Here is a 25,379-nt window from a genome sequence, read left to right on the forward strand (position 1 = left end):
TGCGGATGGAACCAACAGGAGTGCAGACATGAACGACTCAGCAACGCGCCGTCAGATCCTCCGGTGGGGGTCCGCCGCCGGGGCTGCCGTGATCCTGTCCGGTGCGCCGGCAGCGGCCTGGGCGCGTCCCGGGAAGACGCCGGCCGGGCGCCTCCGCGCCTACGTCCTGGTGATCGACGGGTGCCGCCCGGACGAGATCAGCCCGGTTCTCACACCGAATCTCGCAGCGGTGCGCGCCGCCGGGACCACCTTCCCGGCGGCGCGGTCCCTACCGGTCATGGAGACCATCCCCAACCACGTGATGATGATGACGGGGGCCCGGCCCGACCGGACAGGAGTGCCGGCCAACAAGATCTTCGATCGCGCCGAGGCGGTCCTCCGTGACCTCGACCGGCCGTCCGACCTCAGATTCCCCACCCTGCTCGAGCGCCTCAACGCCACGGGCCGCACCACCGGGACCGTGCTGAGCAAGGAATACCTTTACGGGATCTTCGGGGAGCGGGCCACCTACCGGTGGGAGCCGCAGCCGCTCATCCCGGTCACCGGGCACGCACCCGACGTCGCCACGATGGACGCGCTGATCGCAATGGTCGACGCCGCGGACCCGGACCTGGTCTTCACCAATCTGGGGGACATCGACCGTCTCGGCCACAGCGATCTCACCGGCACCACGCTCCGGGCGGCACGGACGGCGGCGCTGGTGGCCACCGACGCGCAGATCGGCCGCTTCGTCGGTCACCTGAAATCGACCGGCACGTGGGACAGCAGCGTGCTCATGGTTCTCGCCGATCACTCGATGGACTGGTCACTCCCGACCAACCTCATCTCCGTCGACCTGATCCTGCGGGGCCGCGAGGACCTCCGCTCGCAGATCGTGATCGCGCAGAACGGAGGAGCGGACCTGCTCTACTGGACGGGATCGGCCGACGCCAAGGACCGTGGCCTCGCTGAGATCTCCGGCCTCGTCGCCGCGCATCCGGGCGTCCTGGCAGTCAGCAACCCTTCCAGTCTCCGGCTCGGAGCCGAGGCGGGCGACCTGATCGCGACCTGCCGGGCGGGCTGGCGGTTCTCCGACCCCACGATCCTCTCCAACCCCATCCCCGGCAACCACGGGCACCCGGCAACCGAGCCGATCCCGTTCTTCGTGGGCGGCGGCAGTCCGCGGGTGGTACGAGGAAAGGTCTCCACGCAGCAGGCTCGAACGGTCGACGTCGCCCCGACGCTCGGGGCGCTGTTCGGGATCAAGGCGCCCAGCGGCGGCTACGACGGCACGGCCAGGACCAGCGCTTTCCGCTGATGTCGCTCGTCGCCGCGATCCTCCCCGGCAACACCGCCCGGCGCGTCGACGGCGTCCCCGGTGAGGGCAAGGTCGACAAGTCGTACCGGATCCCACTGCCACAGGTCGGTGATCCTCAGTATGCTTCGAAAATCAGGCGATAGCTCCGCTGCTGCCCACCCGCACCTTGAGGAGACACCATGAAGACCCTCCGCCCCCTGCAATCCGTCGAGAAGCTCGAGAACGCCACCGGGCTCGACCCGATGGTCACCACGATGCGCGACGTCGTGCAGGCCGTCATCAAGCCCGGCGCCCTCCGCGACATCCTCCACGGCGTGCCGATCGGCCACCCGCTGCACCCGCTCATGATCCTCGTGCCGACGGGAACGTGGTTCTCCGCGGCCATCCTCGATGCGATCCCCGGCTCGACCAAGGCATCGGCTATCCTCATCGGCACCGGGGTGGTCACTGCCGGTCCCACGGCCGTGGCCGGCTGGACCGACTGGTCGGAGGCACACGAACAGCAGCAGCGCGTCGGCATCGTGCACGCTGCGGCGAACATCGTCGCCGTCGGGCTGTACACGCTCTCCCTCGTCCAGCGCCTGCGCGGGAAGTCCGGCAAGCTGCTCTCCTACACCGGCCTCGTCGTCGTCTCCGCCGGCGGATTCCTCGGCGGTCATATGTCCTATCGGCAGTCGCTCGGCGCCAACCACGCCGAGGACGTCCCGCACCGTGTCGAGCCGGGCTGGCACGCGATCGGCGCACTCGCCGACCTCCCCGACGGGAAGTTCGAGCGGACAATGCTCGGCGACGTCCCGCTCGTCGTCTTCCGCCGCGGCAATGACGTCTCCGTCCTCTCGGACACCTGCAGCCACCTATCCGGGCCGCTCAGCGAAGGCACACTGACCTACGATCGCGGCAACGCCTGCGTGGTCTGCCCCTGGCACAACAGCACGTTCTCGATGAAGACCGGCGAGGTCGTGCAGGGTCCTGCGACGTCGCCGCAGCCGGCGTTCAGGACCCGCGTCATGGCCGGACTGGTCGAGGTGTCACTGCCCAACGCAGGCTGACGTCCCCTGTGCTGTCGCGGCCGGGGGCGGTGCCCGTCCGGTGCGAGGGTCCGGCCGCCCTAGCGCGTCGACGGGTGGGCGCCCGCCGCGTTGCGCGCGGCGAGGATGTGCGTCCGCATGACGGCCTCGGCCCACTCGCCGTCCCGCGCCGCCGCCGCCGCGACGAGTTCCGCGTGGTGCTGCATGGACCGGCGCAGCGCCTCGGCACTGTACCTGCGGAAGGTGTGGGCGACGACGGCGGGCCGCATCACGGTCTGCAGCGCCGTCGCCACATGGCGGTTGCCGCACCGCTCGATGAAGATGCCATGGAACGCCGCATTGAGCGCACCGAGCCCGGCCAGGTCGCCGCCCTCCGCGACCACCGCCTCCATCCGCTCGGACAGGGCCGCGAGCTCGGCCACGTCGTCGTCCGTCAGCTGGGGGACGGACAGCAGGACGGCGTGCGGTTCGAACCCGGCACGCACGTCGTACAGGCCGGCGACGTCGTCGGGGGAGAAGCTGACCACCTGCGCACCCTTGTTGCGGCTGAGTTCCACCAGCCCCTCGGCGGCGAGCCGGTTGAGGGCCTCGCGGATGGGGGTGCGGCTGACGCCGATGCGATCGGCGAGCGTCGTCTCGCGCAGCCACGACCCGGCGGCGAGTTCGCCCGAGGCGATCATCGAGCGCACCTGCCCGTAGGCGCTGTCACCTGAGGCTTCGGGGGAGGCGGTCGGAAGGGTGTCCATGCCTGTCACGCTAGCGCGTCGGGCCAGCGTGCAGCGGCCAGGGCGCTGCGCGTCCCGCCCCTCGACACGAACGACGACGACGCCCGCCCGGTCAGTTCGACGATCCGGTCCGAGGCGAGCATGTACGCCGCCAGGTCGATGCCCGTCGCGATACCGAGCCCGTCGCACAGGTGCACGAGGTCCTCGAGCGCCGCGTTGCCGAGCACCGTCGGGTCACCCGGGAACCACAGGTCCCCGCCGAGCCCCGCGAACGATCCCTCCAGCCAGGTGGCGCCGGCCATCATGCACGCCAGCGCGTTGGCGGGGGCGAAGCCGTTGCGGTTGTGGAGGTGCACGCCGACGTCCAGCCCGGGGTGGAGCGCCCGCACCTCGGCGACGCCGTCGTACATCTCGCCCGGCTCCTCCTCGCCCGACGTCGCGGCGAGGTAGACGCCGTCGGCGCCGGCGTCGACGGCGGCCCGCACCACCCGCAGCCGCTCCTCCCGCGGCACGGGTCCGCGCGCCGGCGCGAAGAACGCGCACGCGACGGCGACGACGAGCCGCACCCCGGACGCCGCGGCGAGCGCACCGATCCGCTCGACGTCGGCCAGGATCTCGTCGACGGTGAGCCGCTGGTTCCGCAGGCTCACCTCCTCGTCCGCGGAGACGACCACCACGAGCTCGTCCAGCCCGCAGTCCACGGCCCGTTCGGCGCCGCGTAGGTTCGGCGCGAGGCCGCGGTAACGCACCCCGTCCACGCGGGGGACGGCGGCCATGACGTCGGCGGCGTCGGCGAGCTGGGGGAGGACCTTCGGGTGCGCGAAGCTCACGGCCTCGATCTCGCGGACGCCGGCGTCGATGAGCAGCTGCACCAGCTCCACCTTGTCGGCGGTCGGCAGCATCTGTGGGACCGACTGCAGTCCGTCGCGGAGGCCCACCTCCACGAGGCGGATCGAGGCGGGCAGCCCGGGGATGCTCATGCCAGCCCCCGTTCGCGCAGGGAGGCGAGGGCGCCGTCGTCGACCCCCACCTCCGCGAGCATCTCGGCGGTGTGCGCGCCGAGCGCCGGACCGGGCCAGCGGATGGTCCCGGTGGTGCGGCTGAGCCGCGGGAACACGTTCTGCTGGGCGACGGGGCCGAGGACCGGATGCTGCACCTCGGTGATGGACTCCCGTGCGATGTACTGCGGGTCGGCGAGCATGTCCACGGGCCGGAAGATCTTGCCCGCCGGGACGCCGTGCTCCTCGAGCGACGCCTCCAGCGCGGCGGCGTCCTGCGTGGAGGTGTACGCGGCGATGAGGTCGTCGAGTTCCTCCTGCCGCTCGCCCCGCGCGCCGTGGGTGGCGTACCTAGGGTCGGTCGCGAGCTCGGGCCGGCCCAGGACGGCTGCGAGCCGACCGAACACCGTGTCCTGGTTCGCCGCGATGAGCACCCACTTGCCGTCCCGGGTCGGGTACACGTTGCTCGGTGCGACGTTCGGGAGGATCGCCCCGGTCCGCTCCCGCTGGTACCCCGAGATCTGCCACTCCGGCACCAGGGATTCCATGACGCCGAGCACCGCCTCGTAGATCGCCGAGTCCACCACCTGCCCGCGCCCGCTTACCTCGCGCTCGCGGACGGCGGCGAGGGCGCCGATGGTCGCGAAGAGGGCGGCGAGGGTGTCGCCGATCGAGATGCCCATGCGCGACGGCGGGGTGGACGGATCGCCGACCACGTAGCGGAGGCCGCCCATCGCCTCGCCGATCGCCCCGTAGCCGGCACGCTGGGCGTAGGGCCCGTCCTGCCCGAACCCTGAGACGCGCACCATGATCAGGCCGGGATTCGCTTCCGCCAGGGTCGCGTAGTCGAGCCCCCAGCGTTCCATCGTCCCCGGCCGGAAGTTCTCGACGACGATGTCCGCCGTGCCGATGAGCTTCCGTGCGAGGTCCTGGGCCTCGGGGTCGCGCAGGTTCAGGGTCACCGAGCGCTTGTTCCGCCCGACGACGGACCACCAGAGCGACTGCCCCTGCGGCAGCTGCCGGCCCCACTGGCGCAGCGGGTCGCCCGCCGCCGGGTCCTCGATCTTGACGACGTCGGCGCCGAGGTCCCCGAGGAGCTGGCCGCAGAACGGACCGGCCAGGAGCTGGCCCATCTCCACCACGCGTAGACCCGCGAGGGGGCCCGTGGCGGGTGCGTCGGCGGATGCTTCAGCGAACGGGTCGGCAGTCATCGGCAGGCCTCCGGGCTTCGGATCAGCACGGGCGGGGCGCCCGAACGTATACAACTTCACACCGCAGGCGGGGTGAGTCAAGGAGATGACGCGACCGGTCCAAGTAGTTGTATGCAATCCATTGACCTGCCGACGGGGCGCCCCTACGCTGACTGGCAGCGAGGCCGGCGTGCCCGCGACGATCAACCAACCTGAGGAGAACTGATGGCGTTTCGGCTCGGCGTAGACGTGGGCGGCACGTTCACGGACATCCTCCTCATCAACGGGGCCACCGGCGAGACCCACCGGTACAAGACGGCCTCCACCCCCCAGGACCAGTCCATCGGGGTCCTGCACGGCATCGAGCAGGTCTGCAGGGCCGCAGGCGTCCCGATGTCCGAGGTCACCGAGGTGCTGCACGGCACCACCGTGGCCACCAACGCGATCCTCGAGCACAAGGGTGCCCGCGTGGGCCTGGTGACCACGAAGGGCTTCCGGCAGGTGCTGCAGATCGCCCGGTCGTTCGTGCCCGGCGGCCTGGCGGGCTGGATCATCTGGCCCAAACCGGAGCCGCTCGCCGATCTCGAGGACACCGTGGAGGTCAGCGAGCGCACCACGACCACCGGAGAGGTGCGCATACCGCTCGATGACGACGACGTCCGCACCCAGCTCCGCCGCCTGAAGAAGCGCGGCATCGAGGCCCTGAGCATCAGCCTCATCAACTCCTACGCCAACGGCGACCACGAGGCGCGCATCGCCGAGCTCGCCGCCGAGGAACTGCCCGGCGTCCCCGTCTCCCGCTCGTCGATCGTGCTGCCCGAACTCCGCGAGTACGAGCGCACCATCACCACGGTCGCCAACGCCTACGTGCAGGGCCAGGTCTCGCGCTACGTCGGCAACCTCGAGGACAAGCTGGACGCCGCCGGTATCGAGGGCCACCTCTCCATCCTCAGGAGCGACGGCGGCCTCGTCTCCGGCAATGTCGCCGCGGACAACCCCGTGTCCCTGCTGCTCTCCGGGCCGGCGGGCGGCGTGACCGGCGCCGTGTGGGCCGCCGAGCAGGCAGGCTTCAAGAACCTCCTCACCTTCGACATGGGCGGCACCTCCACCGACGTCGCCCTCGTCCAGGACCTCACGCCGCGCATCGGCCGCGAGACCACCGTCGGGGACCTCACCGTCCGCGCCACCTCGGTGGACGTCCGCACGGTCGGCGCCGGCGGCGGGTCGATCGCGCACGTCCCCCAGCTCACCGGCGCCCTGCGCGTCGGTCCGCAGTCCGCGGGCGCGGTGCCCGGCCCGGCGTCGTACGCCAAGGGCGGCACCGAGCCGACGGTGACCGACGCGAACGTGGTGCTCGGATTCCTCCCCTCGCAGCTGGCGGGCGGCGAGATCGGGCTCGACGTCGAGGCCGCCGCCACCGCGGTGAAGACCATCTCGGAGGCCCTCGGCCTGGACAGCATGGAGGCCGGGGCCGAGGGCATCATCGACATCGTCAACGAGAACATCTACGGCGCGCTGAAGCTCGTATCCACGCAGCAGGGGTTCGACCCGCGGGACTTCGCCCTCGTCGCCTTCGGCGGCGCCGGCCCGCTGCACGCCAACGCGCTCGGCAAACTGACGGGCGCGTGGCCGGTGATCATCCCGCCGTCGCCCGGTGTGCTCTGCGCCTACGGCGATGCGACCACGAGCCTCCGCGACGAATCGGCCCGCACCCTCGTGCGGCGGTTCAGCGAGCTCGAGGACGCCCAGGTGCGTGCCGTCCTCGAGGAACTCGCCGCCACCGCGAAGGAATTGCTCCTCGCAGCGGGCCTCGAGGAGGCGGACCTGACGGTCACCTACTCCGCGGATCTGCGGTACCACGGGCAGGGCTTCGAGATCCCGATCGCCATCGACCTGCGGACCTTCGCCGAAAGCGGCGGCGACGGCGGCCTGACCGCCCTGCGCGCGGACTTCGACGCCGAGCACGAGCGGCTCTTCGCGTTCCTCCTCGACAACGAACACGAGTTCGTCACCGCGCGCGCCACGGTGAGCGGGCCGCGACCCCAGGTCGCCTCGGTGACCCTCGACGCCGGACCCGAAGACCCCCTGCCCGCGTTGCGGAGCACGCACGCCATCTTCGTGGGCGGTCAGCACCAGGAGGCGTCCATCTACGACCGGCACCTGCTGAAGGCCGGCAACGTGATCACCGGTCCCGCCGTCGTCGCCGAGATGGACTCCACCACGCTGGTGCTGCCGGGGCACGAGGCGACGGTGCACCACCACGGGAGCCTGCTCATCCGGCCGATCGAGCACGACGCCGCAACCACTTCGAGCCCGAGTGAGGACTGACCCATGGCACAGCTGATCGAGACCTCCACCTCGCCCCTGACCGCGGTGGACGTGGACGTGGTGACGCTCGACCTCATCGAGAACGCCCTGCGCAGCGCCCGCTACGAGATGGACGAGACCCTGTTCCGCACCGCGCTGTCCCCGGGCATCCGCGAGCAGCACGACGAGTTCCCGCTCATCGCCGACCCCGAGGGGAAGATGATCGTCGGCCAGTTCGGGCTCTCCATCCCGGACTTCCTGGCGAACTTCAGCGGCACCATCGAGGAGGGCGACGTCCTCATGACGTCGGACCCGTACTCCTGCGGCGCGGCCATCAGCCACGCGAACGACTGGCTCGTGGTGATGCCCATCTTCTTCGAGGGGCGCATCGTCGGGTGGGCGTCGCAGTTCGGGCACATGACCGACGTCGGCGGGAAGACGCCGGCGTCCATGCCCACGGACGCGCGGACCATCTTCGAGGAGGGCGTGATCATCCCGCCCTTCAAGCTGTACCGGAAGGGCGAGCGGGACGACACGGCGCTCGGCATCATCCTCAACCAGGTGCGCAAGCCCGACTGGAACCGTGCAGACCTCAACGGGATCGTCGCCGCCTGCCGGACGGCGTCGCGCCGGGTCCAGGAGATGTGCGCCCGGTTCGGCGTGGACACCTACACGTCCGCGCTGAACGCCCTACTGGACCGGAACTACCGCGCCATGAAGGTGCTGCTCGCGCTGGTGTTCGAGGAGGGCAAGCCACTCTCCTTCACGGACTACATCGACGACGACGGCCGCGGGTACGGCCCGTACGAGCTCACGATGACCATCACGCGCACGGGCGACAAGGTGCTGATCGACCTCACGGGCAGCAGCCCGCAGGCGCAGGGGCCCATCAACTACTACATCAACGAGAACCTGATCCGGATGTTCTTCGGCATCTACATGATCACCGTCGCGGACCCGCAGATCCTCTGGAACGACGGCTTCTATCCGCTCGTGGACGTGGAGATCCCGGAGAACTCGTTCTGGAAGCCGGCCTATCCGGCGGCGCTCAACGGCAGGAACCACGGCATCGGCCGGCTGTTCGACCTCTTCGGCGGGCTCCTCGGCCAGGCGAACCCGGACCTGCTCAACGCGGCCGGCTTCTCCTCCTCCCCGCACTTCATGTACTCGGGGAACTACAGCGCCGGCGAGCGGAAGGGCGAGTGGTTCCAGCTGTACTCGATCGGCTTCGGCGGCATCCCCGGGCGTCCCGTGGGCGACGGGCCGGACGGCCATTCGCTGTGGCCCTCCTTCGTCAACATCCCGTGCGAGTACCTGGAGAGCTACTACCCGCTGATCATCGACCGCTGGGAGACCATCCCGGACACCGGCGGCGCGGGCCTGCACCGTGGCGGCAACGGCGTGGACGTCGCCTACCGGTTCCTCGAGGCCGGCACCATCGCCATCCACGACGACCGCTGGCTCACCTACCCGTGGGGCGTCAAGGGCGGCGAGCCCGGCGCGCGCGGCACCAAGTGGATCGACCGGGCGGACGGCACGCGCGAGGTCCTCGGCTCCAAGGTGCACGACGTCGCCGTCGGCAAGGACGACGTGCTCCACTTCGTGACGTGGGGCGGCGGCGGCTGGGGTGATCCGCTCGCCCGCGACCCGGAACTGGTGTGCAAGGAGGTGCGGCGTGGACTTGTGACGCAGGCCGGCGCGCGGACGTACGGGGTGGTGTGCGACGACGACGGCGAGCTCGACGCCGCTGCCACGTCCTCCCTGCGCGCGTCTATGCGGGAAGGCCGCGAGGAGCCGCTGCCGCTGTTCAACCGCGGCGACACGATGGAGAACCTGCTGGCCAACAGCATGGCCGAGACCGGGCGGCCGGCCCCCACGCCTCCGCTGGCGGTGTAGTGGCTGCTGATTCGGGCTCCGCGGGCGGCCCGTCTTCGCCTACAGAACCGTCCGGGAAGCCGGCTGTGGAGCCGTCCGGGGAGCCGGCTGCGGAATCGCCTGCAGGGCTCGCCGCGGGGGGTGCGGCGCCGTCCGGCGCTGTTCCCGCAGCGTCGTCGGGCTTCTCGTCCGGCTTCGACGGGACCCTGACGCCCGGCCGGCAGCGGGCGGTGATCGCGGTGGACCTGATGCGGGCGTACTTCGACGCGTCGAGTCCGCTGTGCCTCCCGTCCGATGACAGCCTGGCCGGGGCCGCCGCCGTCCTGGCGTCGGCCCGGGCCGCCGGTGTCCCGGTGTTCCATACCGTGGTGCGATTCGACGACGCCGCGCACGGGGGAGTCTTCCTGCGGAAGGTCCCGGCGCTGCGGCTGCTCATCGGTCCGACGCCCAGAGAAGCATCACCGATGGGTGAACTGATGCCCGAGGTGGCGCCGCGCGAGGGCGAGGAGGTGATCGTCAAGCAGTCGGCCAGCGCCTTCTTCGGCACCGAGCTGGCCGTCCTGCTGCGCGAGGCCGGGGTGGACACCGTGATCATCGTCGGCGTCAGCACGAGCGGGTGCGTCCGGGCGACGGCGGTCGACGCCATCCAGCACGACTTCGTGCCGATCGTGGTGCGGGACGCCGTCGGGGACCGGGAGGACGCGGTGCAGCGTGCGACGCTGTACGACCTGCAGGCCAAGTACGCGGAAGTGGTGGACCGGGCGGACCTCGCCTGGTGACGATCGGCCGCTCACCCGCTAGCGGCCCGTCGGTGAAGCTGTCAACCGGTTGACGGCTCAGCCGCTAGCAGCCTGTCGGTGAAGCTGTCAGTCGCCTGACACGACGATGCCCGGCACGCTCGGTGCCGGGCATCGTCGTGGGGTCTTCGATCAGCTGTCCAACAGTTCCGTGATTCCCTGGTCGATGAACTGCTGGTCCACGGGATTGAAGGGAGCAAGATGCCCCCAGATGGTGGGAATGGGCCTCGTGGTCGCGCCCGGTATGTGGCCGGCTTCGTACTCGCTGTCGATGGGTGGGAAGTACCGGTCCGTTTCGGCATTCATGATGATCGTCTTCGCGCGGATGGCTCCGAGTGCGGCATCGAAGTCACCGCCGAAGTTCGGATGGTCTCCGAGATCATTGTGCTTCCACGTCTGGATCTGGGCGAGCAGGTCGTTCGCGTCGCATTTGAGGAAGAACGGGTCCCAGAAGATCTCGATGAATTCCTCGATACTGCTCGCGCCGAATCCGCGGTATACCTCTTCGCGGTAAAACGCTTCTGAAAAACCCCATCCGGCGTAGATGGAGGCGAAGGTCCGGAGGCCGCGGACCGGGGGTTTGTCGCCGTAGAAACCGTCGTTCCAGTCGGGATCGGCGGTGATGGCCCGCGTCAGCGCGTGCAGGAACACCTTGTTGTACTGTGCCGTGCGGGCGGAGCCGGAGATCGGCGCGATGGCCTGCACCATCTCCGGGTGCAGTGCCGCCCACGCATACGCCTGGCAGGCACCCATGGACCAGCTCGACACGAGCCGGATCTTCTCGATACCGAATTCCTCCGTCACGAGCCGGTACTGCGCATTGATGTTGTCATAGGCGGTGACCCGCGGAAATGTGCCCCTGCCGAACGGGGGAGGTGTGTTGCTCGGCGAGGAAGAAACGGCCGCGCCGAAGTGGTTAGGCACGATGATGAAGTACTTGCTCGGTTTCAGGGCGCGGTCCTCGCCCGTCATCCACATGGCAGTGTCAGCCGGAGTGGCGGTGAACCAGGTCGGGCAGATCACGACGTTGTCCTTGGCTTCATTCAGCTCACCCAGCGTCGTGTACCCCAACTGAGCGGACGGAAGGACCGAGCCCTTCTGAAGGCTGAAATCCCCCAGGTCGAAAAGCCTATGCTCCATTACATTGCTCCCTTCGCCGGGGCTCCCTCGTTGGAGCTCAGCCTGATCGTACAGAGGACAGGACTCCGGGTATAGGAATAGCGGGCTCTTCGGACAATTGGTGGAGCCCACCACGCCGGCACGCCATGCCGACGCCGGACCCTACTGGCGTAGGTCCCGGGTCCTATCGCGCCTGCGCCACCGGATACAGGTCCGTCGCCTCGAGCAGCACGGAGTCGATCCTCGCCGCCAGCGCACCGTCCGTCTCCGACGCCGCCTTGGCTTCGGTCCACCGCGGATCGGCGCCGAACGCCGCCCAGTTGGCCTTGGGGTCGCCGTCGTGCTCGAGGAGATACACGAGGACGTCGTCGCTCCCGACGGGCGTCCAGTAGCCGAGGCTCTTCATGTTGTGCTCGGTGAAGAGGCCGATGGTCGAGGAGCGGAAGCGCTCCACGAGGGCGTCCATCTTGCCGGGGTTGGCGGTATAGGTGCGCAGTTCGTAGGTCATGGTTCTCCCGGTGCTTCCTGGTCTGGTGGTCCCACCCAGACTAAGGCCGTCGTTCCGACGCAGTCGGAATGTCAGTGGTACGGGAAATCATGAATTGTCACCACCGTATGAAAGGAGTCGGATGCTGGGAGCTCTCGTTGTGGGGGACGTGATCATGACCGCAAATGGCTTCGCCCCGCTGGTTGCTGCGCCCGTCGACGAAACCCTCCTGGACCTCCTCCTGCATCCGGCAGCAGAGGAGGCGTTCGAGTGGATGGTCAGCGTCGACGATCACTGCAGCACCTGGCATGACCTCGACTCGCGGGCCGAGGTGGTCCGTCTGGTCAGGCTGATCGCCACGGCGGGCGACTGGTTGATCCTCCAGTCCAAGAACCTCGACCACGGTCCCTCGGGCCGCTACGCCCAGGTCATGAACACGGGGAGCGGTTACCACCTGGAGGTCGCGTACCGCGATGACGCAGCAGTCCACAACTGGCGCATCGGAGTAGGCGCGGACGCGGTCGACGCCGGGAACAAGCCTCACGCCATCGTCGCGCCGATCCAGCAGCTCAAGTTCGCTGCGGTCACCGAGGTGCTGGATTCCTGGCTGCGCGGGCATGGCATACCCCTCGGGTACGGCGGGGCGCTGCACGTCTACAGGTGAGCCCCGGACGCCTCGATTGTCGCCACCGCCGGCGGTAACGACAGCCGGGAGACGTCAGGCGAAGAGCTCCGGACGTCGGCAGGTCAGGTAGGTGTTGAGTTCCCGGGCACGGCGCACCTCCGCCTGGTCCACCCCCGCGAAGAGCAGCTCCTCGCCGTCCCCTGCGAGCCCGAGGAATGTCCCGTAGGGGCTCGCGATGCAACTCAGCCCCGTAAAGCCGGGCGCCGTGTGGTTCGCGTACGCGATGTACACGCCGTTCTCCAACGCCCGCGCGGGCACCAGCAGCGTCGAGATGCGCTTCGCGTTGTAGGTGTGGACCGGCGACCGGTTCCCGACGTCGCCCGTGGCTGGCACCGCCGTGGGGACGAGGAGCAGGTCGGCGCCGCGCTGCGCGGCACTGCGCACGAATTCCGGGAACTCGACGTCGTAGCAGATGCCGAGCGCCACGGTCATGCCCAGTAACCGGACCGGCTCGGGGAGCTCGTTGCCCGGGGCGAAGACGGCCCGCTCCTCGGCCCCGAACAGGTGCGCCTTCCGGTACCGGGTCAGCTCCGCACCCTGGTGGTCGAACAGGGAGGCGGTGATGTGCCGCGCGTCGGGGGTGGCCTCGACGGACGATCCGACCAGTGCGATCCTGTACCGCCGCGCCATGCAGGCGAGCGCGTCCCGGATGGCTTGCCCGTCGGACTCGGCGGCGAGCGCAGGAGCGTAGCCGGTGGCGAAGAGTTCCGGGGTCACGAGGATCTCCGCGCCCTGGGCGGCGGCGCGGGCGGCGTACCCGTCGAGACGGCGGAGGTTCTCCTCCACGGCGTCGACCGTCCCTGCGGCCTGGAGCACAGCGAGAGCGGGCATCGCTTCTCCTTCCGGGAGGCCGGCTGTGCGAAGGTTTTTCGCACGGATTATGACGGCCGATCCATTGACAGCCCTCATGATAGGCACAACGATGGACCCAAACCGAATGACATTCGATTATTGGAGAAACGCATCATGGATTCAGCTGACGCAACGACGCCCAGCAATCTGCAGTCCAGGCTCGGCGAGATCGCGGCGCATGAGCACGGCGACGCCTCACGTGCCGCGCTCTCGGGCAGGGACCTCGGCCTGTACACCCTCGTGACCCTCGGGATCACCCTGCTGGGCTTCCTGGTGCTGGCGCTGTGAGCACCAAGAACCCGCAGGGCACGAAGAGCACGCAGGGCAAGAGCAGCGACGCCGGCACCGGCGGCTCGCTCGGCTCCCTGCCCTTGCTGCGCAGGGAGCGCATCTGGAACGGCGCCGACTTCACCGGCGTCAACATCAGCCTCGCCATCGCCACGTGGGCGTTCCTCGTCGGAGGCTCGACGGCGCTGCTCGTCGGCTTCCAGCAGGGCATCGCCGCCATGATCATCGGCAACGCGATCGGCCTCGGATTCATGATCCTGGCCAGCGTCGTCGCCAGCCAGCGCTACGGCGTCGAGCAGTACACCATCCTCCGGCCCGTCTTCGGGCTCGTGGGCGTGGGCATCCTCGTCTTCACCGTCATCCTGATCACTGAGATGGGCTGGTCCTCGCTGCTGGCCATCATGGTGGGCCGGGCGGTCACCCAGGTCTCCAACTCCGCGTTCAGCACCGACTTCGGGCCCGAGAGCCTCATGGTCACGGTCTTCGCCCTCGTCGCGATCGCCGTCTCCTGGTGGATCCTCTCCCGCGGACCCGTGACCATCGGCCGGTTCAACAAGTTCATCGCGCCGGGCCTGATCGTCGTGACCGTCTTCCTCATGGTCTTCCTCGTCCTCAACACCTCGTGGGACACGCTGTTCAGCGCCGCACCGCTCGCACCGTTCGACGACGAGCGGCTCAACTTCGCCCTCGCCGTCGAGTTCAACGTGGGCGTCGGCGTGTCCTGGTACCCGGTCATGGGCTCGCTCGCCCGGCTGACCAAGACCCCGAAGGCCGCCCTCTGGCCGTCCTACCTCGGGCTGTTCGGCGCCACGCTGATCGCGCAGGTCGTCGGAATGGCCGCGGCCCTGACCCTCGGCGATTCCGATCCGACCGTCTGGATGCTGCCGTTCGGCGGTCCGATCGTCGGCGCGTTCATCCTCTTGTTCATCGCGTTCGCGAACATCACCAGCACGTCCTCGATCGTCTACTCGACGGTGCTCGCCATCCGGCAGGCCAGCGGGAATCTGCTCTCCGGGGTCCGGTGGGCGTGGCTGTGCGCGGCGTTCTTCGTCCTGCCCGCCGTCCTCGCGTTCTTCCCGGGCTTCATGTATCAGCGGTTCATGGTGTTCGTGACCCTCAGCGGCGCGTTCCTGGCGCCCATGTGCGGGGCGATCATCGCCGACTACTTCCTGCTGCGCCGCCAGCGCGTCGTGCTCGAGGACCTCTATCGCCACCGCCATGAGAGCGCCTACCACTTCCACGGAGGCGTCAACTGGGCAGGCATGGCCGCCGTCGTCGTCGGGGCCGCCTTCTACCTCGTCATCTACAACCCGGTCACGCTCACCGCCCTGCCCGTCTTCGGCTACATCACGGCGTCCTTCCCCGCGGCGATCGTCGGCGGAATCGTCTACTACGTGCTCGCCCGCGTCCTCTACGTCCGCCGCGGCGTCGGCGGCTACGCGGCCGACGTGGACGTAGAGAAGGCCGAGGGCCGCGCATGAGCCGCACCGCCCGCGCCGCCGTCCACCGCCGCGGCTCGCAGGACCTCGACCTGACCATCGTCACGGTCGCCGACCCCGCCCCGGGCACCGTCCTCGTCCGCATGGGCGCGTCGGGCGTCTGCGGATCGGACCGCCACGTGCTCGACGGCGACTGGACGCTGCCCTCGCCCACGGTGATGGGCCACGAGGGCGCCGGGACCGTCGAGGCGATCAGCGACGGCGTCACCGACGTCGCGGTGGGCGACCACGTGATCCTCTCCTGGTTCTACCCCTGCCGGCGCTGCACCGCCTGCCTGTCGGGGAAGTCCTACGTCTGCACGGGCAGCCGGTCCGAGGAGTGCCTCCTGCCCGACGGCAGCAGCCCGCTCACCCTCGACGGCGAGCGCGTGTTCCCGTACCTGACCGTCGGGTCCATGAGCGAGTACGCCGTCGTCCCCGAAGCCGGCGCCATCCGTATCCCCGACGAGGTCCCGTTCGACGTCGCCAGCCTCATCGGCTGCTCCGTCGCCACGGGCTTCGGGGCCGTGGTGAACGATGCGGGCGTCGAGGCCGGGACGGCCGCCGTCGTCGTCGGGACCGGCGGCGTGGGGCTCTCGATCATCATGGCGCTGCGGCTCGTCGGCGCGAACCCGATCATCGCCGTCGACCTCAGCGAGGAGAAGCTCGCAGCGGCGCGGGAGTTCGGCGCCACCCACACACTGGTGCCGTCGGACGGGCTCGCGGAGGAGATCGCCGCGATCACCGGGGGAGGCGCCGCGTACGCGTTCGAGGCGATCGGGCGGGTGCAGACCATCGAGTCCCTTCCGTCGCTCATCGCCCCCGGAGGCAAGGCCGTCATCGTGGGCCTGCCGCCGGAGGACAGCCCGGTGTCCATCGATGCGCTGATGCTCGCGGAGAGCGGGAAGTCGCTCATCGGCTCCAACTACGGCTCGACCGTGCCCGGGCGGGACTTCCCGCGGCTTGCGGCGCTGTACCTCGCGGGGCGGTTGCCCGTCGATCGGCTCATCTCGCATCGGATCAGTCTGGACGGGGTCAACGAGGCCTTCGACGCGATGCGGCGGGGTGAGCGGGCACGCAGCGTGATCGTGTTCTGACGACGACGACGACGACGCGAGCGGCGCGGGGACCGGAACAGTAGAGGGCGGCACAGCCGTCGGTACATAGGGGGAGTATGGGGCGGCCACGCCAGGCGATTCTGTCGCCGGAGAAGATCTATCGGGCAGCACTGGAGCTCGTGGATGAGTTCGGAGACTTTACGCTGCCGGGGCTGGCGAAGCAGCTGTCGGTCAGCCCGTCCTCCATCTACCACCACGTGGACGGACGCCCGGAGATCATCAACGGGATCCGGTCCGTCATCGGATCGGACGCACTGGCGGCGGGGGACTTCTTCACGGCCGGCCCTGACTGGCGCGATCGGGCAGCGGCGTGGGCGAGGAGCTACCGCAGTGCTCTGGGCCAGCACGCGAAGGCCATCCCGCTGCTCGTGGGGGAGGCCGTGACGGACACTGCGACGCTCGACATCTACGAGCACCTCGCCGCGGTCTTCGTGGAGCAGGGCTTTGCCGCGAACGACGTCGTCGTGGCCGTGACCGTCCTCGACAGTTTCATGCTCGGCTCCGCGTTGGATATGGCGTCGCCGGAGCTGTCTTGGCTCGCCGACGCCGAGGGCCAACCCGCGCTGCACGGTGCGTTCGCGGATGCATCATTAGCAGGGAAACGCTCGGAGCTCGGATTCGAGGCGGGTGTTGCAGCGATCATCGCGTACCTCGAGACGATGCTGCCGGGCCCGGACCAGCGACCGGCGGGCGACCCGGACAGGCCGCCCGCCGATCGCGGAGCAGAGTCCCCGGAGGGGCAACTCACTCCTTCGACGCCGTGAAGTAGGCGTTGAACGGGTCGGATGCGATCGCCTTCTCCTCGATCTCCGTGAAGCCTGCCTCGCCGAGCATCGTCTGCGCGAGCTGCGTCCCCCAGACGGTGCCGAGGCCGGCGCCGTCGAGCCCGAGCGAGACACTCATGCAGTGGACCGCCGAGAGGGCGTACAGGAACGAGGCCCAGGGCAGCTCGATGTTGTCCTCCACGTTGCTCGAGGCCTTGATGTCCACCATGAGCAGGCTGCCGCCGCTGCGCAGCGCGGTGAACATGGCGCGCAGTACTCTCGCGGGGTCGGCCTGGTCGTGGATCGCATCGAAGACCGTGATGGCGTCGAAGGCGTCCGTCTCGTCCAGTCGGGCGACGTCCTGGAGGACGAAGCGGGCGTTGGCCAGGCCCAGCGTCGCGGCTTCGGCACGGGCTGCGGCGATGGCCTCCTCGGAGAAGTCGTAGCCGGTGAACGTGCTCGCCGGGAACGCCTTCGCCATCAGGTTGACGGCGTGGCCGCTACCGCAGCCGATGTCCGCCACCCGGATGCCCGCCCGCAGTCGCGCAGGAAGATCGGGGATCAGCGGGAGGATCGTGTCGATGAGCGCGGCGTCGTTGACCCCGGCGCTCTCCTCGGCCATGATCGCGTGGAAGCGCGGGTAGTAGGTGTAGGAGAGGCCGCCGCCGTTCCGGAAGCAGTCCACGATCCGCTGCTCCATCTCGCCCATCATGCTGACGTACTGCATGATGCGGGCCAGGTTGTCCGGCCCTGCGGCGGTGGTGAGCAGGGCGGAGTGCGTCGCGGGCAGGGCGAAGGTCCTGTCGGTCGGCTCGTAGGTGAGGACTCCGGCCGATGCCATGCCGCCCAGCCACTCCCGGACGTACCGCTCGTTGAGGTCGGCGGTCCGGGCGATCTCCGCGCTCGTGGCGGCGGGCAGGATGGCGAGGGCGTCGAACAGGCCCGTCTGGTGTCCGATGCTCATGAGGACGGCGATGCTGCCGCCGTTGAGCAGGCCGATGCACCGCTCGCCGAACGCCTCGACGGCCGCGAGGTCGGCGTCGGCCGTTCCGAGTTCCGTACTGACTGACATGGTGTGCTCCCTGGGTTCGTGCGGGCTTGTCCCGCTGCATCGAGCCTAGGAATCAGGGCCCCGGCGCTGCATCGGGCAAACGCTGCATTCCGGTTGGGCGGCAGTGGGGCGAATGATGCACGACGGCGAATCATGCACGACGGCGACGGCGGGACGCGGTGCGACGGCGGCGCGGCACCGGAAGCGGCGGCACAAGAAGCGGCGGATCGGGAAGCAGCTTCAGCCGCCCGGACCAGGTGCGACGCCGTTCTCGCGCGCCCAGGCCGCGGCGGCGGTGCGGGAGGTGACGTCGATCTTGCCGAAGATGTTCGCGAGGTGCCGTCCCACGGTCTTCTCGCTGATGAACAGCTGACGTGCCGCCTCCCGGTTCGACGCGCCGGAGGCGATCGCGGCGAGGACTTCGAGTTCCCGCGCGGTCAGTCCGCCCGGTGCGCTGCGCGCCACCATGGGTCGCAGTTCGGCGACGGCGCCGAGCTCCTCGAAGATGGTCCGCGCGGCCGCGGTGTTCCAGGCCGCAGCCTGTGGCTGGCCCAGCGCCTGGTACGCCAGGGCCTCCCACCGGTGGATGACGGCGCTCGGGTAGCGGGCCCGGGCATCCTCGAAGAATCGCCGGGCGCCCTGCAGCGACGCGAGGGCCTCGGCGGGGTGGGAGCTGGTGAGCAACAGGATGCCTCGCGCCTTCTGCGCCCACGCGCGGAAACCGGCGCTCCCGTAGTGCTCGGCCGTGTGCTCGAGTTCGCTGCACAGCTCCTCGGCCTCCTGCCCGAGCCCGAGCCGCAGCGCCGCCTCGACGGCCGGACCCAGCAGCCGCGCCCGCGCGAGCCGGTCCCGTCCCTGCAGTGCGGCGAGGAGCCCCGCGTAGGCGGCTTCGTCGTCGCCGTCCGCCGCCTCCAGCAGCGCGAGTCCCGGCTGCGGCTCGATGCCGCAGCTCTTCGCCAGCGCGTACGCGGCCCGCGCGCCTTCCGGATCCCCGCGCATCCGCCGGATCTCCCCAAGCTGGTAGTAGCCTTCGCCGGCGGCCCAGATGTCCTTGTCCACGAGATCGGCGCTGGCGCGCTCGATCTGCGGTTCGACGTCGTGCCAACTGCCTTCGATGCTCAGCAGTTCGAGGCGGTGCACGCGGCAGACCCCGGTGTACATGACCTCGCTGCCGAAGCGGGCGCACCACCGTTCGGTGGCCGCGGTCCAGAACCGCATGCGGCGGTAGTCGGCGAGTTCGTGGCACACGTGGATCACCGTGCAGTAGATGTCGCCCACCCACTCCAGGGCTATCCGGTTGGCGAGCACCGGCAGCATCGCCTCGTCCAGTTCGGCGAAGCCCCGCGCGGTCTCGCCGCTGCGCACATCCGCGAGTCCGGACAGCACGAGCCCGAGGGACATCAGCGCGGGGTCGGCGAAGCGCTCGCTCATCGTGCGGAGCCGCGAGATGTACGACGGCGGCGGGGCGGTGCCGGAGAAGTCCAGCTCCAGGACGGCCTCGAGATAGAGGAGATACCCGTGGGCGGGGCTCTCGGGCAGGTCCCGGAGGATGCGCCGGGCGCGGCTGACCCATCCGGAGCCGACGGCGAGGTCTCCCCGGTTCACCCAGAGGAGGGCGAGCTCGAGCGCCTTCATCGCGGCCCGCGGGAGGGCCTGGTTCTCGCAGTGGTGCTGGAAGACCCGCTCCGAGACCTCGCAGTTCTCCTTCACATTGCCGCTCCACCACGCGGCGCTGCCGAGCAGTTCGAGGTCCTCGACGTCCAGGGGAGTGGAGGCGTCGGCCGCGCTCAGGGCGTCGAACGCGGCACGCCATTCGCCCCGGGCGTGTTCCGCCCGCCCGGTGCTCAGGAGTTCGGTCAGCTCCTCGGTGTCCATCAGGGGATCAACGGTAGTCCTGCGGGACCTTCCGCACCACGGCATTTCTATCGGCTGGCCGGGGTTTTTGTCCCGTCCGTCCGCGCGTCAAGCGATGCGCCGACCGGCGGCCGTCACGGCGTCGTCGTCGGTTGTGCTTGCGACGACGTCGGCGGCGTCCCGGGGTGTCCTCGAGAAACGCAGATACCAGACGAGCATGAGCGCCGACGCCACACCGTAGAACGCGTGGAGCATCCAGATGGGCCCCGGCGGCAGGCTGAACACGTACACCGAGTGGACGATGTTGGCGACATTGCTGAGCGCCATGTGCCCCAGGCTGTAGGACTCCATGTTGCGGGTGCGCACGGCCTTGAGCAGCATCGGCAGCGTCGACAGGGCGAACAGCACGGTCGAGATGGTTCCGGCGATCATGGGAAGGTTCATGCGGACGAGGCTATGGAGCCGGGTGGCCTCCCCGCGTCGGGCGAATCCTGTATTTAAGGCGGGGACTGACCTGCACACTGCTGCACCATCGGCTGCCCGGAGGGCTCCCGGCCGCGGGGCGTCCACTCAGGACGGCGGCGTCCGGACCAGCACTGTGTCGCGCAGATAGGCCACGAACTCGTCGGGCTGCTCGAACAGCGGACGGTGGCCGGAGGTCGCGAGCTCCGTGGACTCCTTGACCGGGGCCTCGAGCAGCTCGAACCATTCCGCGAACGGTTCGGCGCGACCGCGGGCCTCGTGAGCGCCCTGCACGAAGTAGACGGGAACCTCGAGGCTGGTCACGTCGGTGCGGAAGTCGGTGTCCTGGAGCTGGGGGTAGATGACGGAGAAGGTGTCCATGAACGAGCCGAGCAGATGGACCTGATCGGTGAGGGTGTACTCGGGGACGATGAAGTTCTCCGAGAACCCGCCCTCGCCCTCCGAGTTGCCGGTGTGGTCGTAGGGGTACACCTGGTGCTCGTAGGCAAGGGCGGTCTCGTAGTCCAGCATGTCCTCGTAGGGTGGCGGACCGATCCGTTCCAGCTCCTCCACCAGGGCTGTATCGCCGCTCTGCTCGGCCCAGGCGAGGGTGTCCTCGTAGAAGATGGTGTCCGTCTCGAGCGGGCTCACCATCTGCCCGGTGCCGATGAACGCGTGGTACAGCTCCGGCTCCTGCTGGACAGCGAGGATGCCGTAGATCGTCCCGCCGGACTGGCCCATCAGGTAGATCCGGTCCTCGGCGAAGCGCTCCCGCAGGGCGTTCGTCACGGTGATCGCGTCCTCGACAGAACTCTGGAGGGTGAGGGTGGACGCCGGATCCAGCTCCGGGTAGGACGTCCCGGTGCCCCGCTGGTCCAGGGTGGCGACGACGAAGTGCTCCTCCAGCTCCTGCAGATGGTTGCGCATCGCGCCCAGTTCGGATCCGCCCGGGCCGCCCGCGAGGAACAACAGGACGGGTTTCTCCACGTCGACGCCGCGCAGCATGATGCCGAGGTCCTTGCCGCCGGTCTCCGTTGTTGTGAGTTCGGCGATGCTCTCGGGCATAGGTTCCCCGTCCGCGGCCTGCATGGGGGCCGTGCCGGCTGGCCGGGCGAGCACCACCGCGAGCGCGATGAGTGCCACCGCCGTGAGGGCCGCCACGGCACGGCGGACGACGACGCCGGCACTCGCGCGATGGGCCTCACCAGGGGTGCGCGTGAGTCGTCGCGCTGCTCCGGCGCCGAGTGCCGCGCCCAGGATCATCGCGGGCAGGGCGAGGAGGGCATGGAAACCACGCCCGACGATGAACGCGAAGATGCCGTACGGGCTTGTGGCGATTTCGTCGACGGTGGGTCCGTCAGTGCCGATGCGCGTGAGTTCGAAGACGACGATGACCACCACGGGCGCAGCCAGCATGGCCCACCGCGACCGGAGGACCAATCCGGTGGCGACGCCGACCAGCAGGCAGAGGAGCATCGTGCCGAGCGATTCCGCAGTGGTGAGGGGGCCGCGTGGAGTCCACCAACCCAGCAGGAGGCCGCAGCCGACGGCGACGGCCAGTGCTACGGCAGCGCCCACCCGGCGGTCGGCCCAGACGGGTTCCATCAGCGTCCGCACGCGCGTGGAGGGAGTGGGGTCCTTGTCGAGGTCGGTGGCCATCGGGTGTCGTCTGCCTTCCGGAGCTGGCGGGACGGGATCCTCGTCCAGCATCACAAGGCGGTCCCGGGCCCTGATAGGGCCAAAGGTCCGCGGGGCGGAGCGGGGGAGTTGCCTGCGGGTCTCCGTCCGGGGACCAAGGGCCCTGTCCCTCAGGGCCCTAACCAAAACAATGGAATTGGACACGATTCCGCCGCCCGTCGTGCGGGCCCATCCGGAAGCCGAGGCGAGCATGCTGAAGTTCACGAAGGACAAGCCATCCGCTCCCGATCAGCGCGAGGGCCTGAAGCGGACGGGCCTTACCCGGAAGATCGTGGGCGGGTTCTTCCTGTTCACGGGAGGAGTGCATCTTGGGATCGTCATGGCCGATCCGCAGTTGTATGCGCCCTTCGCCCAGGAGTCGTTCATCCCGCTGGTCGAAAAGGCCTGGAGCGAGATCTTCATGGCTGCTCCGGCGCGGTGGGGTCTTGCGCTCTCCGTGGGCGAGGCCACCCTGGGAGTGCTGCTCCTGCGTGGCGGTCAGTGGGCCAAGGTCGGCTGGGCGGGCGTCATCGCCTTCCACCTGGGGCTCATGCTGTTCGGCTGGGGCTTCTGGCTGTGGAGCGTCCCGGCGCTCGCCTTCCTGATCTGGGCAGCCCGGGCGGACTGGCAGTCCGTGGGCGCCTGACGGGCTAGCCGTCCGTCCTGAGGCGTGGCGAACTCAGGTGGAGGCCGCCGTGGTCGTTCGCGTGTGACGTCAGCGTTTGAGATCAGGCGTCGTGACTCCCCGACGAGGAGCCTGGCGTTGACCGGGACGCTGACTGGGCGATCGCACCGACGACGAGACCGACACCCGCACCGATGGCGGTGCCGATCGCGATGCCGGGTCCGCCGGCGATCGCCACCCCGATGGCGCATCCGGCCCCTGCGCCGAGGGCGATCCCGATGCCGGGGTACGACTCCTTCAAAGTTTCTTCCGGGCTGCGCTGTTCCATCGCTCGATTCTGGTGGGGTCTATCCCGGGCGGCGAGGGCCGTGCGTACCGTTGTCCCGACGTTGCCAATGCGTGGGAGCGGGACTCGAGGAGCGATTCGGGTGCCAAGCGGAATCCTGCCTTTCTCCTAGTGCTTTCCTTCGTTTCATGACACCCAAGCCCTTCTAGGCTGGGGCGCTAGACGTAGGGGGGAACGTGGAAGCAGGACAGGGCGCAGCCGAACAGGCGCGGCGGATGGGGGAGCGGGTCTCCCGACTGGAGACGGAACTCGAGCAGGCGCGCAAGGCTCAGCAGGCATGGCTTGCCGGGGCCGAGGGTGAGGCACGGGTGGGTGAGCAACTGCGCCGGCTGGAACCTCACGGCTGGCGAGTCCTCCACGATGTCCATTGGCCGGGCCGGCAGAGGGCGAACATCGATCACCTCGCGATCGGCCCCGGCGGGATCCTAATGATCGATGCCAAGAACTGGTCGGGTGATGTGCGCCTGCGCGATGGAGAGCTGAGCCAAAACGGCTACGCGCGTAAGAAGGAAACGGCGTCCCTGCTCGAGCAATGCAGCGCCGTCGCCGTTCTGCTCGAGCCGCAGCATCGGACGATGGTGCAGGCGTGGATCTGCTTGGTGGGACAGCCCGACCTCGAGGGTTCGACGAGCACGGGCGGGAGGGTCGTGGGCATTGATCAGCTGGTGGATGCGGTCCTCGCGCTGCCGCCTGTTCTCGAGGAACCGTTCGTCAACGCGATCCACGACTACCTCGAGGAACTGCTGGCCGGATCGTTGAGCCCGGCCGTGGCGACCACTGCCCTGCTCGACCGGTCGAACGCGTCGTCCGCCGCGCTCTCAGCCCGGCGGGTTGCGGCTGCGAGGCCGACACCTGTCCACCGAATTCAAGCGGACCCACGGGTGCGTTCCACACGGCCTGTCAGCCGGCGACGTCAAAGGAATCAGAAGGGCTGCCTCGATGCACTGTGGTGCCTCGTAACGCTGGCCCTGGTGCTCCTGGTATGTGGGGGAGCGTTGCAACACATCGCTGGTTCGCTCCCCGCGCCGCCGTCACCGCCAGTGCCAGGCATTGAGCAGCCCGCCTCCGGCAAGTAGCTGATCGTAGCCGCGTCCGCACGCGATCGCTGCTGCTTCACGTTGGCGTGTCGGCGGCCAGGAGCTTGTCGAAGCTGGTGATGCCGTACTCCGGCGGGGTAGTAGTGATGACAATGCGCGTCGTGACGACGACGTCGGGCACCGTCGAGACGATCCGCTGGTCCTTCTTGATACACTGCGGAGGCTCAGGTGGCTTCTCGCGAAGCGCTGTGAGCTCGAGCCCCGACACTCCATTGACCAGCAGGGGAATGCACTGGCCGTGCGTGACGAGGTCCTCGACCTTGGCCAGGGACAATTGGTCCTGCGGATTGCCGGTCAGCTCGAGGACGGTCGTGTTGATGGTCACGGCAAGTCCGCTCAGAAACTTCTGCTGCCTCGACCGTTCGCCGCTGATCGCCAGGGCCGTGAAGAGGACGGCGGTCATGACGGCGAACAGCGACAGCACATTGAAGCTCCTTAGGGGCGCGATGAGGATCATGAGAATCGGGCCCAGTACGTAGCCGATCACGATGAAGCCGACGAACATGCTCGGCACCTGCTTGGCGGGCCTGCCGTCCCATTCTTTCGACGTGAAGGCGATGATGTCCTTCTGGGTCACTTTCGTTGGTGCCGTGGTCAGTTCGCCTTCACTTCCAGCAGGGCCTCGGCCAGGATGATCGCCTCATGCGTGGCATTGAGGTCTTCCCTCACTCCGGGATCGATATCAGCCGCGACAGGCTGTTCCAGCGTGCCGGAGACATCAGTCATCGCCTTGCGGAGGTTCTCCCGCTCGCGGGACAGCATTCGGGACGTCTCCAGTTTGAGCTTGCTCCGCGCGAGGTCGTTGAGCGATTCCTCGATCTCGTCGCTGCGCCGGCGGACGACGGCGACTCTCTCACCAAGCCGCTCGGTCCTCGTGCGGAACATCGGCTCCATCGTCGACGCGACACCGCGCAGTTCCGTCAGGGTGCGCTGCGTCTCCGAGTTCGTTGCGTGCTTCGCCAGCAGAGCGTCAGTGCGTGTCCGGCGCTGCGTCCAGAGCGTGAGGCCGTCGCTGTTCTGCGCGAGAACTGCCTCCAAGATGCCGAGTGACAGCTGGAGCGACTCCTGCCGGGCGCCGAGTGGCGGAGGCGGTGTCGAGTCGCTCGATGAATTCCGCGTAGTTGTCCATGCAGGTCCTTATGCCGGTGGATCGGGACGATTGGAGGCTCATCGTAATTGAGGGTGTAGTCGAGGTCTGAAGCCGCCTGATTCGAGCAGGCTGCGCGCGATGTAGTTGGTGAGGTTCCGGAATCCGAGGG

The 25,379-nt window shown here is 69.0% G+C and carries 25 protein-coding genes; 12 read left to right on the top strand and 13 right to left on the bottom strand.

Features of this window, described 5'->3' with window-relative positions; translation table 11 throughout:
* The first annotated feature begins 28 nt into the window (after window positions 1–28).
* Both IWX63_RS12385 and IWX63_RS12390 read left to right on the top strand, forming a co-directional pair.
* Window positions 29–1,297 carry an alkaline phosphatase family protein gene (locus IWX63_RS12385; RefSeq protein WP_199278461.1) on the top strand — a complete coding sequence of 423 codons (1,269 nt, stop codon included), beginning with the start codon at window positions 29–31 and terminating at the stop codon, window positions 1,295–1,297.
* 179 nt (window positions 1,298–1,476) lie between these two features.
* Complete coding sequence (locus tag IWX63_RS12390) at window positions 1,477–2,346, top strand: Rieske 2Fe-2S domain-containing protein (RefSeq protein WP_199278462.1); 870 nt, start codon at window positions 1,477–1,479, stop codon at window positions 2,344–2,346.
* Between the two features lie 59 nt (window positions 2,347–2,405).
* On the opposite strand, the gene IWX63_RS12395 is transcribed toward IWX63_RS12390, so the two are convergent.
* The 3 genes from IWX63_RS12395 to IWX63_RS12405 are packed head-to-tail and all read right to left on the bottom strand — an operon-like array spanning window position 2,406 to window position 5,259.
* A complete protein-coding gene (locus tag IWX63_RS12395) occupies window positions 2,406–3,071 on the bottom strand; it encodes a GntR family transcriptional regulator (RefSeq protein WP_199278463.1) in 666 nt (221 codons plus the stop codon).
* A 5-nt stretch (window positions 3,072–3,076) separates the two neighbouring features.
* Window positions 3,077–4,030, bottom strand: coding sequence for a hydroxymethylglutaryl-CoA lyase (locus tag IWX63_RS12400; protein ID WP_199278464.1), 954 nt, complete (start codon window positions 4,028–4,030; stop codon window positions 3,077–3,079).
* A complete protein-coding gene (locus IWX63_RS12405) occupies window positions 4,027–5,259 on the bottom strand; it encodes a CaiB/BaiF CoA transferase family protein (protein ID WP_199278465.1) in 1,233 nt (410 codons plus the stop codon). Before IWX63_RS12405 ends, IWX63_RS12400 begins: the two co-directional genes overlap by 4 nt.
* 204 nt (window positions 5,260–5,463) lie before the next feature.
* Between IWX63_RS12405 and IWX63_RS12410 the strand changes: the two genes are divergently transcribed.
* From IWX63_RS12410 to IWX63_RS12420, 3 genes are all read left to right on the top strand, one after another.
* On the top strand, window positions 5,464–7,566 hold the full coding sequence (locus IWX63_RS12410) for a hydantoinase/oxoprolinase family protein (protein WP_199278466.1): 2,103 nt from the start codon (window positions 5,464–5,466) through the stop codon (window positions 7,564–7,566).
* A gap of 3 nt (window positions 7,567–7,569) precedes the next feature.
* Window positions 7,570–9,441 carry a hydantoinase B/oxoprolinase family protein gene (locus IWX63_RS12415; RefSeq protein ID WP_199278467.1) on the top strand — a complete coding sequence of 624 codons (1,872 nt, stop codon included), beginning with the start codon at window positions 7,570–7,572 and terminating at the stop codon, window positions 9,439–9,441.
* Between the two features lie 65 nt (window positions 9,442–9,506).
* Window positions 9,507–10,199, top strand: coding sequence for an isochorismatase family protein (locus IWX63_RS12420; protein ID WP_334685843.1), 693 nt, complete (start codon window positions 9,507–9,509; stop codon window positions 10,197–10,199).
* Window positions 10,200–10,349: 150 nt separating this feature from the next.
* Here IWX63_RS12420 and IWX63_RS12425 read toward each other — a convergent pair whose 3' ends face one another.
* Entirely contained in the window at window positions 10,350–11,357 is a 1,008-nt protein-coding gene (locus tag IWX63_RS12425) for an alpha/beta fold hydrolase (RefSeq protein WP_199278468.1), read from the bottom strand.
* A gap of 163 nt (window positions 11,358–11,520) precedes the next feature.
* Complete coding sequence (locus IWX63_RS12430; RefSeq protein ID WP_199278469.1) at window positions 11,521–11,844, bottom strand: NIPSNAP family protein; 324 nt, start codon at window positions 11,842–11,844, stop codon at window positions 11,521–11,523.
* Window positions 11,845–11,998: 154 nt separating this feature from the next.
* Between IWX63_RS12430 and IWX63_RS12435 the strand changes: the two genes are divergently transcribed.
* Window positions 11,999–12,487, top strand: a complete 489-nt coding sequence (locus tag IWX63_RS12435; protein WP_199278470.1) for a hypothetical protein — start codon at window positions 11,999–12,001, stop codon at window positions 12,485–12,487.
* A 54-nt stretch (window positions 12,488–12,541) separates the two neighbouring features.
* On the opposite strand, the gene IWX63_RS12440 is transcribed toward IWX63_RS12435, so the two are convergent.
* On the bottom strand, window positions 12,542–13,339 hold the full coding sequence (locus IWX63_RS12440) for a nitrilase-related carbon-nitrogen hydrolase (protein WP_199278471.1): 798 nt from the start codon (window positions 13,337–13,339) through the stop codon (window positions 12,542–12,544).
* Window positions 13,340–13,474: 135 nt separating this feature from the next.
* Here IWX63_RS12440 and IWX63_RS12445 point away from each other — a divergent pair, with 135 nt between their 5' ends.
* The 4 genes from IWX63_RS12445 (at window position 13,475) to IWX63_RS12460 (ending at window position 17,008) form a co-directional block, all read left to right on the top strand.
* A complete protein-coding gene (locus tag IWX63_RS12445; RefSeq protein WP_199278472.1) occupies window positions 13,475–13,648 on the top strand; it encodes a hypothetical protein in 174 nt (57 codons plus the stop codon).
* Window positions 13,645–15,129 (top strand): purine-cytosine permease family protein, encoded by a 1,485-nt coding sequence (locus IWX63_RS12450; protein WP_199278473.1) that lies wholly within the window; start codon window positions 13,645–13,647, stop codon window positions 15,127–15,129. The genes IWX63_RS12445 and IWX63_RS12450 overlap by 4 nt, the downstream gene beginning before the upstream one ends.
* Window positions 15,126–16,223: a zinc-binding dehydrogenase gene (locus IWX63_RS12455; protein ID WP_199278474.1), complete on the top strand. Its 1,098-nt coding sequence runs from the start codon at window positions 15,126–15,128 to the stop codon at window positions 16,221–16,223. The genes IWX63_RS12450 and IWX63_RS12455 overlap by 4 nt, the downstream gene beginning before the upstream one ends.
* Before the next feature lie 77 nt (window positions 16,224–16,300).
* Window positions 16,301–17,008 carry a TetR/AcrR family transcriptional regulator C-terminal domain-containing protein gene (locus tag IWX63_RS12460; protein ID WP_199278475.1) on the top strand — a complete coding sequence of 236 codons (708 nt, stop codon included), beginning with the start codon at window positions 16,301–16,303 and terminating at the stop codon, window positions 17,006–17,008.
* On the opposite strand, the gene IWX63_RS12465 is transcribed toward IWX63_RS12460, so the two are convergent.
* The 4 genes from IWX63_RS12465 to IWX63_RS12480 all read right to left on the bottom strand — a co-directional run bounded on the left by IWX63_RS12465 (window position 16,989) and on the right by IWX63_RS12480 (window position 22,034).
* Complete coding sequence (locus IWX63_RS12465; RefSeq protein ID WP_199278476.1) at window positions 16,989–18,080, bottom strand: class I SAM-dependent methyltransferase; 1,092 nt, start codon at window positions 18,078–18,080, stop codon at window positions 16,989–16,991. The two genes, IWX63_RS12460 and IWX63_RS12465, sit on opposite strands and share 20 nt — an antisense overlap.
* A gap of 219 nt (window positions 18,081–18,299) precedes the next feature.
* The gene (locus IWX63_RS12470) at window positions 18,300–19,934 is read right to left on the bottom strand and encodes a LuxR C-terminal-related transcriptional regulator (protein ID WP_199278477.1); all 1,635 of its coding nucleotides are present in this window, start codon (window positions 19,932–19,934) and stop codon (window positions 18,300–18,302) included.
* Window positions 19,935–20,021: 87 nt separating this feature from the next.
* Window positions 20,022–20,357 (bottom strand): hypothetical protein, encoded by a 336-nt coding sequence (locus IWX63_RS12475; RefSeq protein WP_334685844.1) that lies wholly within the window; start codon window positions 20,355–20,357, stop codon window positions 20,022–20,024.
* Window positions 20,358–20,483: 126 nt separating this feature from the next.
* Complete coding sequence (locus IWX63_RS12480; RefSeq protein WP_199278478.1) at window positions 20,484–22,034, bottom strand: alpha/beta fold hydrolase; 1,551 nt, start codon at window positions 22,032–22,034, stop codon at window positions 20,484–20,486.
* A 175-nt stretch (window positions 22,035–22,209) separates the two neighbouring features.
* Between IWX63_RS12480 and IWX63_RS12485 the strand changes: the two genes are divergently transcribed.
* A complete protein-coding gene (locus IWX63_RS12485; protein ID WP_199278479.1) occupies window positions 22,210–22,698 on the top strand; it encodes a hypothetical protein in 489 nt (162 codons plus the stop codon).
* An 82-nt stretch (window positions 22,699–22,780) separates the two neighbouring features.
* Here the strand turns inward: IWX63_RS12485 and IWX63_RS12490 are convergent, their stop codons facing one another.
* Window positions 22,781–23,005 carry a hypothetical protein gene (locus IWX63_RS12490; RefSeq protein WP_199278480.1) on the bottom strand — a complete coding sequence of 75 codons (225 nt, stop codon included), beginning with the start codon at window positions 23,003–23,005 and terminating at the stop codon, window positions 22,781–22,783.
* Between the two features lie 194 nt (window positions 23,006–23,199).
* Here IWX63_RS12490 and IWX63_RS12495 point away from each other — a divergent pair, with 194 nt between their 5' ends.
* Window positions 23,200–24,099 carry a nuclease-related domain-containing protein gene (locus IWX63_RS12495; protein WP_199278481.1) on the top strand — a complete coding sequence of 300 codons (900 nt, stop codon included), beginning with the start codon at window positions 23,200–23,202 and terminating at the stop codon, window positions 24,097–24,099.
* Window positions 24,100–24,136: 37 nt separating this feature from the next.
* On the opposite strand, the gene IWX63_RS12500 is transcribed toward IWX63_RS12495, so the two are convergent.
* Window positions 24,137–24,697 carry a hypothetical protein gene (locus IWX63_RS12500; protein WP_199278482.1) on the bottom strand — a complete coding sequence of 187 codons (561 nt, stop codon included), beginning with the start codon at window positions 24,695–24,697 and terminating at the stop codon, window positions 24,137–24,139.
* A 17-nt stretch (window positions 24,698–24,714) separates the two neighbouring features.
* Window positions 24,715–25,158: a hypothetical protein gene (locus IWX63_RS12505; protein ID WP_199278483.1), complete on the bottom strand. Its 444-nt coding sequence runs from the start codon at window positions 25,156–25,158 to the stop codon at window positions 24,715–24,717.
* Between the last annotated feature and the right edge of the window lie 221 nt (window positions 25,159–25,379).

This window comes from Arthrobacter sp. CAN_A2 (assembly GCF_015752045.1).
Taxonomy (GTDB): Bacteria; Actinomycetota; Actinomycetes; order Actinomycetales; family Micrococcaceae; genus Arthrobacter_D.

Excerpts from the sequence above, each read along its gene's own strand:
- IWX63_RS12440 (WP_199278471.1), bottom strand. The coding sequence starts at position 13,339 with ATGCCCGCTCTCGCTGTGCTCCAGGCCGCAGGGACGGTCGACGCCGTG.
- IWX63_RS12435 (WP_199278470.1), top strand. The coding sequence starts at position 11,999 with ATGACCGCAAATGGCTTCGCCCCGCTGGTTGCTGCGCCCGTCGACGAA.
- IWX63_RS12455 (WP_199278474.1), top strand. The coding sequence starts at position 15,126 with ATGAGCCGCACCGCCCGCGCCGCCGTCCACCGCCGCGGCTCGCAGGAC.
- IWX63_RS12395 (WP_199278463.1), bottom strand. The coding sequence starts at position 3,071 with ATGGACACCCTTCCGACCGCCTCCCCCGAAGCCTCAGGTGACAGCGCC.
- IWX63_RS12460 (WP_199278475.1), top strand. The coding sequence starts at position 16,301 with ATGGGGCGGCCACGCCAGGCGATTCTGTCGCCGGAGAAGATCTATCGG.
- IWX63_RS12470 (WP_199278477.1), bottom strand. The coding sequence starts at position 19,934 with ATGGACACCGAGGAGCTGACCGAACTCCTGAGCACCGGGCGGGCGGAA.
- IWX63_RS12410 (WP_199278466.1), top strand. The coding sequence starts at position 5,464 with ATGGCGTTTCGGCTCGGCGTAGACGTGGGCGGCACGTTCACGGACATC.
- IWX63_RS12465 (WP_199278476.1), bottom strand. The coding sequence starts at position 18,080 with ATGTCAGTCAGTACGGAACTCGGAACGGCCGACGCCGACCTCGCGGCC.
- IWX63_RS12490 (WP_199278480.1), bottom strand. The coding sequence starts at position 23,005 with ATGGAACAGCGCAGCCCGGAAGAAACTTTGAAGGAGTCGTACCCCGGC.
- IWX63_RS12415 (WP_199278467.1), top strand. The coding sequence starts at position 7,570 with ATGGCACAGCTGATCGAGACCTCCACCTCGCCCCTGACCGCGGTGGAC.
- IWX63_RS12480 (WP_199278478.1), bottom strand. The coding sequence starts at position 22,034 with ATGGCCACCGACCTCGACAAGGACCCCACTCCCTCCACGCGCGTGCGG.
- IWX63_RS12385 (WP_199278461.1), top strand. The coding sequence starts at position 29 with ATGAACGACTCAGCAACGCGCCGTCAGATCCTCCGGTGGGGGTCCGCC.
- IWX63_RS12425 (WP_199278468.1), bottom strand. The coding sequence starts at position 11,357 with ATGGAGCATAGGCTTTTCGACCTGGGGGATTTCAGCCTTCAGAAGGGC.
- IWX63_RS12430 (WP_199278469.1), bottom strand. The coding sequence starts at position 11,844 with ATGACCTACGAACTGCGCACCTATACCGCCAACCCCGGCAAGATGGAC.
- IWX63_RS12475 (WP_334685844.1), bottom strand. The coding sequence starts at position 20,357 with ATGAACCTTCCCATGATCGCCGGAACCATCTCGACCGTGCTGTTCGCC.
- IWX63_RS12405 (WP_199278465.1), bottom strand. The coding sequence starts at position 5,259 with ATGACTGCCGACCCGTTCGCTGAAGCATCCGCCGACGCACCCGCCACG.
- IWX63_RS12445 (WP_199278472.1), top strand. The coding sequence starts at position 13,475 with ATGGATTCAGCTGACGCAACGACGCCCAGCAATCTGCAGTCCAGGCTC.
- IWX63_RS12390 (WP_199278462.1), top strand. The coding sequence starts at position 1,477 with ATGAAGACCCTCCGCCCCCTGCAATCCGTCGAGAAGCTCGAGAACGCC.
- IWX63_RS12400 (WP_199278464.1), bottom strand. The coding sequence starts at position 4,030 with ATGAGCATCCCCGGGCTGCCCGCCTCGATCCGCCTCGTGGAGGTGGGC.